Raw genomic sequence first — 865 nt, 5'->3', positions numbered from 1 at the left:
GATTTACAAAGATGTTGATTGTTTTGAAAAGAGCTTGACCACAAAAAATTTTAAAATTTATTTGAAATGATTTATAAGTAGTTAGACGGGGTCATAGGACCGTTAGGACTGTTTTACAAAGTCGTTTTATAACACATTTGCAATAGCATTAATGCAAGCTCCTTTTAATGGAGTCCATTGTACTTGTGCCAAGAAGTTCGTCTCCTATTAATACCTCATCAAATAAAGCGACTCGTATGGAAAGGCAACTTAAAAAAACAGGGGAGGATACCTATCCTCAAAAAATCTTTGCTCATCAATTAATAACTATTGATGACTTGCAGCAGTTCAAAAAACAACTGGTGGAGGATCTGCTATTAGCTTTAAAAAAACAAACAGGTTTGGTGCCTAAAAAATGGCTGAAGTCACATGAACTTAGAAGGCTTCTCAAAATATCTCCGGGTACCTTACAAACACTTAAATCATCCGGTGTTATCCCTTACACTAAAATTGGTGGTGTTCACTTCTACGATTATGATGACATCCAAAGATTGTTGGAGTCAGGAAAGATGAATGCGATCCACGGATAGATCCTAAAAAGCATGGTATGAATTGTACAGAAGGGAACCAAATCGATTTGGTTGAGTATCTCTATGTTTTAGGTTTTCAACTTTAGAAAGTAAAGAATAATGACTACTGGTATTTGTCCGCATTGAGAGCTGAAACGACGCCCTCATTTAAAGTAAACAAAGTGGTTAATCAAGGGTGCGATCATGGAGAAGGCAAAGGCGATAAGCTGGTTGACTTTTGCTTTGCTATACCACCATTGCCTACTCCCGGACATTCTTCAAAATTCAGGCAATAACCTTTCTTTTCACCAGCATAA

Annotated in this window: 1 protein-coding gene; it reads left to right on the top strand. The window is 36.9% G+C overall.

The window, feature by feature from the left end; genetic code table 11:
• The first annotated feature begins 236 nt into the window (after positions 1 to 236).
• Positions 237 to 569: a helix-turn-helix domain-containing protein gene (locus SAE01_RS24320; RefSeq protein ID WP_147206429.1), complete on the top strand. Its 333-nt coding sequence runs from the start codon at positions 237 to 239 to the stop codon at positions 567 to 569.
• Positions 570 to 865 lie beyond the last annotated feature (296 nt).

The organism is Segetibacter aerophilus (assembly GCF_007991655.1).
In the GTDB taxonomy this organism is placed as follows: Bacteria; Bacteroidota; Bacteroidia; order Chitinophagales; family Chitinophagaceae; genus Segetibacter; species Segetibacter aerophilus.
This window is presented reverse-complemented; position numbering and strand designations above follow the sequence as displayed.

Coding starts and splice junctions, on each gene's coding strand:
- SAE01_RS24320 (WP_147206429.1), top strand. CDS start 237: ATGGAAAGGCAACTTAAAAAAACAGGGGAGGATACCTATCCTCAAAAA.